This is a genomic window from Streptomyces sp. NPDC043812, from assembly GCF_056436245.1.
In genome coordinates this window covers 1-5,222 of record NZ_JBWKCY010000072.1, presented here as the reverse complement: position 1 = coordinate 5,222, position 5,222 = coordinate 1, and the positions used below count along the sequence as shown (strand labels likewise).

Below are 5,222 nucleotides of genomic sequence, written 5' to 3'. Positions count from 1 at the left end.
TCGAAGCCGTTGAGGGCGATGACGAAGGGCAGGCCGGAGTTCTCGAAGTAGTCGACTGCGGGGAAGCAGTCGGCGAGGCGGCGGGTGTCGACGAGGACGACGGCGCCGATGGCGCCGCGTACGAGGTCGTCCCACATGAACCAGAAGCGGTCCTGTCCGGGGGTGCCGAACAGGTAGAGGATCAGGTCCTGGTCCAGGGTGATGCGGCCGAAGTCCATGGCGACGGTGGTCGTCGTCTTGTCCCCGGTGTGGGTGAGGTCGTCGATGCCTGCCGACGCAGACGTCATGACGGCTTCGGTACGCAGCGGGTTGATCTCCGAGACGGCGCCGACGAACGTGGTCTTGCCCACGCCGAAGCCGCCCGCCACCACGATCTTCGCGCTGGTGGTTGAGCGGGCTGCACCGCCGCTAGAGCTTGCGAAGTCCACTGAGCACCCTTTCGAGCAGTGTCACGTCTGGCTGGCCACCCGCGGCCTCGTCGCCGCCGGGCTGGTGAATGGCGACGAGTCCGGCCTCCGCCAGGTCGGCGACGAGGATCCGGGCAACGCCGAGGGGGATGGAGAGGAGCGCCGAGATCTCGGCGACCGACTTGATCTCGAAGCACAGCCGGCAGATCCGCTGGTGCTCGGGCAACTGCCCTTGCAGCCGGGAGGGATCGGCCGTCGTGCTGACCAGCGCCTCGATGGCGAGCTGGTAACGCGGCCGGGTCCGGCCGCCGGTCATCGCATACGGACGGACCAACGGGTTGTGCCTGCCGCCCTGCCCCGACGCCGTCTGGGGCTCGGGCGCCCGCCGCGGCTGCACCGGCTGGATCCGGGGCTGCGGCTGGTCGTACGACGGGTCGTACGGAGACTGCGGCTGCTGCGGCTGCTGGTACGGCTGGCCGCCACCTCTGCTCGGTGCCGAAGGAAAGTTGAAGCGGTTGTGAGTGTGCTCACCCTGGGGCTGGTGAGCACCGTCATATTGGTGTCCGCCTGGGGGTGTTGCCACGATTCCTCCTCCGACTGCCGGTCGCCGGTCCCTGTCCCTGTGGAGCCGCGCCACCGCACCTTATGGTGCGGTGGCGGGAATTGCACTGTCCGTTTGTCAGTTGAGCAGACTTCCCTGGAGCTCTGCACGCAGGTCGGGGGTGAGGACGCTGCCCGCACGGTCGACCAGAAGGGCCATCTCGTAGCCCACCAGGCCGATGTCGGCGTCCGGGTGGGCAAGCACGGCCAGCGAGGATCCGTCGGAGATGGACATGATGAAGAGGAATCCACGCTCCATCTCCACGACCGTCTGGTTGACGGCACCGCCTTCGAAGATCCGGGACGCCCCCGCGGTCAGCGAGGTCAGCCCGGAGGCGACCGCCGCCAGCTGATCGGCGCGGTCACGGGGGAATCCTTCGGACATCGCCAGCAGGAGTCCGTCGGCGGAGACCACCACCGTGTGCGACACCCCAGGGGTGTTGTCCACGAAGTTGGTGATCAACCAGTTCAGATTCTGCGCCGCCTGGCTCATCGGGCTCACACTAACGCTCCTGGTTGTAGGTACTACCCGGGCCACTGTGTCGATCGTAAGTGGCCGGTCCGTTCGTGTCGGTTCCCGCACTGCGTCCCTGCTGGACACCACGTCGCAGGTTGCTCAACCTGCCACGCACGTCCTCAGGGGCGCGGGAGACCTGCGGGCCACCCTGGGGGGTCTGCTCCGCTGTGCCCTCGATGAGGTTCGCCTTGGGCACCCGCTTGGGAAGTCCGGACGAGGTGACCCCGCCCGCCTTCGGGTCGCGAAGCTTCTCCGCCCGCTGCCAGCGCTCGTCGTTCGTCGAACGCCAGTCGTCGGAGCCGGGACCGCCACTGCTGCCGTTCGCCGCGGCCTGCCCGCCCTGCGGGGCCTGCTCAGCGGGCTGCTGCCACTGCTGCTGGGCCTGCTGCGGGGGCTGGACCTGCTGCTGAGGCTGCGACGGCTGCGGGCCGCCGCGCCGCGGGAGACCGGAAGCAGTCAGTTCATGACTGCTGCTCGGAGTGGGTCCCGGACGCTCGAAGCCTACGCGGTCGGAGCCGTTCGTGGGAGCGCCGAGTGCAGATTCCGGTTCATTCCGGAATTCGGGCTCGTAGGGGGCCTGATAGTTGTCCTGACCCGACCACTCGGCCTGGTGGGACGGGTTCTCGTAGCCGCGGCCGTACTGCTGCTCGGAGCCCTGCGGCGCCTGGTACTCGGCTTCCGCATATGCGCCCTGCAGATGATCCTGCGACGCCTGGGGCTCCGGGTAGCCGCCGTTCGCCGGCGGGTAGTCGCCGTAGCCCTGCTGCTGCTCCTGGTACGGCTGCTCGTCGTAGCCCTGCTGCTCCTGGGCGTAGCCCTGGGCGGCGTACTCCTGGCCGTAGTCGGCGCCGTACTCCTGCTCCTGCGCGTAGCCGGCCTCGTCCTGGTACAGGGGGCGCTCGCCGTGTGCCTGGGCCTCCAGAGCCGCGCGGCGCTCCTCGCGCATCAGCGAGCGGCCCACGGGGTCGAGCTGTGCCGACCCGTCGCCGACCTGCTCGTAGCGGGAGTCGTCGAAGCCGAGCTCCGCAGCGGTACGCATCGGGGCGGACTCGAAGGACTGCTGCTCCGGGATGATCTGCGAGACCGTGAAGTCGTCCTCGGGCAGAGCCTCGCCACCGCCACCGTGGGTGATGGCGTCGGGGAGCATGACCAGCGAGGTGGTGCCGGCCTGCTCGCCCGAGGGACGCAGCTGGACGCGGACGCCGTGCCGGTCGGCAAGGCGGCCGACCACGAACAAACCCATGCGCTGGGAGACAGCGGCGTCCACCGTCGGCGGGTTGGCCAGCTTGTGGTTGATGTCGGCGAAGTCCTCGGCCGTCAGGCCGATGCCCTTGTCGTGGATCTCGATCATGACGCGGCCGTCGGGGAGCCGGGTGGCGGTCACCCGGACCTTGGTCTGCGGCGAGGAGAACGTCGTCGCGTTCTCCAGCAGCTCGGCCAGCAGGTGCACGAGGTCGGTCACGGCCTGGCCGTGGATCTCGGTCTCCGGCACGCCGGTGAGTTCGATGCGCTCGTAGGACTCCACCTCGGATGAGGCGGCGCGCAGCACGTCGACCAGCGGAACCGGCTGGTTCCAGCGGCGGCCAGGCTCCTCGCCGGCGAGGACCAGGAGGTTCTCGCCGTTGCGGCGCATACGGGTCGCCAGGTGGTCCAGCTTGAAGAGGTTCTCCAGCTGGTCCGGGTCGGCCTCGTTGTTCTCCAGGTCGGTGATCAGGGTCAGCTGGCCCTCGATGAGCGACTGGTTGCGGCGCGACAGGTTGGTGAAGATCGCGTTGACGTTGCCACGGAGCATGGCCTGCTCGGCGGCGAGCCGGACGGCCTCACGGTGGACCTGGTCGAAGGCGCGGGCGACCTCGCCGATCTCGTCCTGGGTGTCGATCGGGATGGGCTGGACGCGGGTGTCCACGCGGCCGGGCTCGGTGCGCGAGAGCTGGTCGACCAGCATCGGCAGGCGCTGCTCGGCGATGCCGAACGCGGCGGTGCGCAGCTGGCGCATCGAGCGGCTCATCTGGCGGGCCATGAGGCCGGCCAGGAGGAAGGCGGTGAGCAGGGCGAGGACGACGATGGCACCGGTGGTGATCGCGTCGTTGCGGGCGTCGTCCGAGATCGCGGAGGCCTCGGTGATCGCGCGGTCGACGAGGTCGTTCTCGATCTGGGTGTAGCCGTCGAACTTGGCGGTGGCCGCGCCCATCCACGTCTCGGGCGTGATGTCCTTCGCCCGCAGTTGCTCGGGGGTGGCGCCGGAGCCGATGGCGGTCGCCATACCGGTGAAGACGGAGCCGTCCGGGCCCTTCGGCGGGTTCAGGCCCGCGGCCTGGAGCCGCTTCTCACCGTCGGCGGCCTTGCCCGCCATGATCTGCTTCAGCTTCGCGGTGTCGGCCGCGGTGCCGCCGGAGACGTACTCGCCGATCGCGATCTGCTCGAGGTAGTTGTACGAGTTGAACGCGATCTTCTGCTGGTCGAGGACGCCGTCGACCTTGCTCGGCCGGACCAGCAGGTGCATACCGATCGAGCGCTGCAGCGACTCGGCGGCCTTGGCGAGCTGGACCGCGTAGACGGTACGGCCGTAGCTGGTGACGTTGCCGGTGCCGAGGCCGAGCTCGTTGGCGAACTCCAGCAGGAAGTGCTCGACGTTGACGTAGCCCTCTTCGGTCTTCACCGGGTCGAGGGCCTTGGAGTAGGCGGCCTCGCGCAGCTTCGCGAGCGCCGGCTCCTCCTTCTTGAAGAGCTCGAGACGTCGCTCCAGACCCTGCCCCTCGGGCATGTCCTTGATGGCCTCGTCGAACTTCGCCGCGGCGGCGTCCGTGGCGTCGTACGCCTCGGTGACCGCGCTGCCCTTGCGGTCTGCCTCGCTGGTGGCGAGCAGGAGCGTCTGGGCCGTGAGGTCGCGCTCGTTGAGGAGGGCGTGGCCGTACTCCGAGGCGGCGCGCACGATCAGCGCCGTCTTCTCGGCCTCCTGCGCCTCGCTCCAGGTGTCGATCGAGGTCTTGACCTGGAAACCACCCATGACCAGTCCGACGAGGACGGGTATGAGGAGGATCGCGTTCAGACGGGTCGGCACCCGCCAGTTGCGGGGGGACAGCCGGCTGGAGCTGCCTGCGGCCGGGGACGCGCTCGGAGCACCCGACGCATCCGCAGGCGACGCCGCTATGCGCGGCGGCGGGGTGAAGTTGCCCCGCGTCTGCTGCTCTGCGGAGCTCTTGTTGCTTCGCCTCACTCGACCAACAACCTCTCGGCGTCGGCACCTACGCTGTGCCGTGGTTCGTTCATAGCCGTACTACTCGGCAGTTCGACGAATTGCAGCACGTCGAGCCGCCCCATTCCAAACACCTGGAATCTGGGATTCCGAGTGGTCCACGCCTCAGATAAAACGGGCATAAAGAACGAGCCCCGTCAAAAGGCGAGGCTCAGGTGAGCACAGTGATACCGGTCGTGCGCACCGGGTGGCCACTGCTCGGCAATTCTCTGTCGAAATGTTATGAACATGGAGGCGGGCCGTGTCAAAGGACACAGCCCGCCAACCGACAACTACGACAACTGCCGTATGACGCCGTCTACTTGAGCCGGGCCATGAGGGCGTGTTCGACGAGCGTGATCAGGGCACTCTTGGCGTCCGCGCGGTGGCGGGCGTCGGTGGTGATGATCGGGGTGTCGGGGCCGATCTGGAGTGCTTCGCGGACTTCTTCGGGGTTGTAGGG

The 5,222-nt window shown here is 68.5% G+C and carries 4 protein-coding genes and 1 pseudogene; all 5 read right to left on the bottom strand.

What is annotated here, in order from left to right; genetic code table 11:
* The coding region (locus tag AC067Z_RS38500; protein ID WP_385571153.1) for a GTP-binding protein at nt 1-428 on the bottom strand (428 nt) is incomplete at its 3' end.
* Complete coding sequence (locus tag AC067Z_RS38495; protein ID WP_478794299.1) at nt 409-990, bottom strand: DUF742 domain-containing protein; 582 nt, start codon at nt 988-990, stop codon at nt 409-411. The genes AC067Z_RS38495 and AC067Z_RS38500, both read right to left, overlap by 20 nt.
* 96 nt (nt 991-1,086) lie before the next feature.
* The gene (locus tag AC067Z_RS38490; protein ID WP_006127847.1) at nt 1,087-1,500 is read right to left on the bottom strand and encodes a roadblock/LC7 domain-containing protein; all 414 of its coding nucleotides are present in this window, start codon (nt 1,498-1,500) and stop codon (nt 1,087-1,089) included.
* Between the two features lie 10 nt (nt 1,501-1,510).
* Nucleotides 1,511-4,741 carry a nitrate- and nitrite sensing domain-containing protein gene (locus tag AC067Z_RS38485; protein ID WP_478794298.1) on the bottom strand — a complete coding sequence of 1,077 codons (3,231 nt, stop codon included), beginning with the start codon at nt 4,739-4,741 and terminating at the stop codon, nt 1,511-1,513.
* Between the two features lie 337 nt (nt 4,742-5,078).
* Nucleotides 5,079-5,222: pseudogene (locus AC067Z_RS38480) on the bottom strand (ATP-binding protein); the annotation flags it as partial.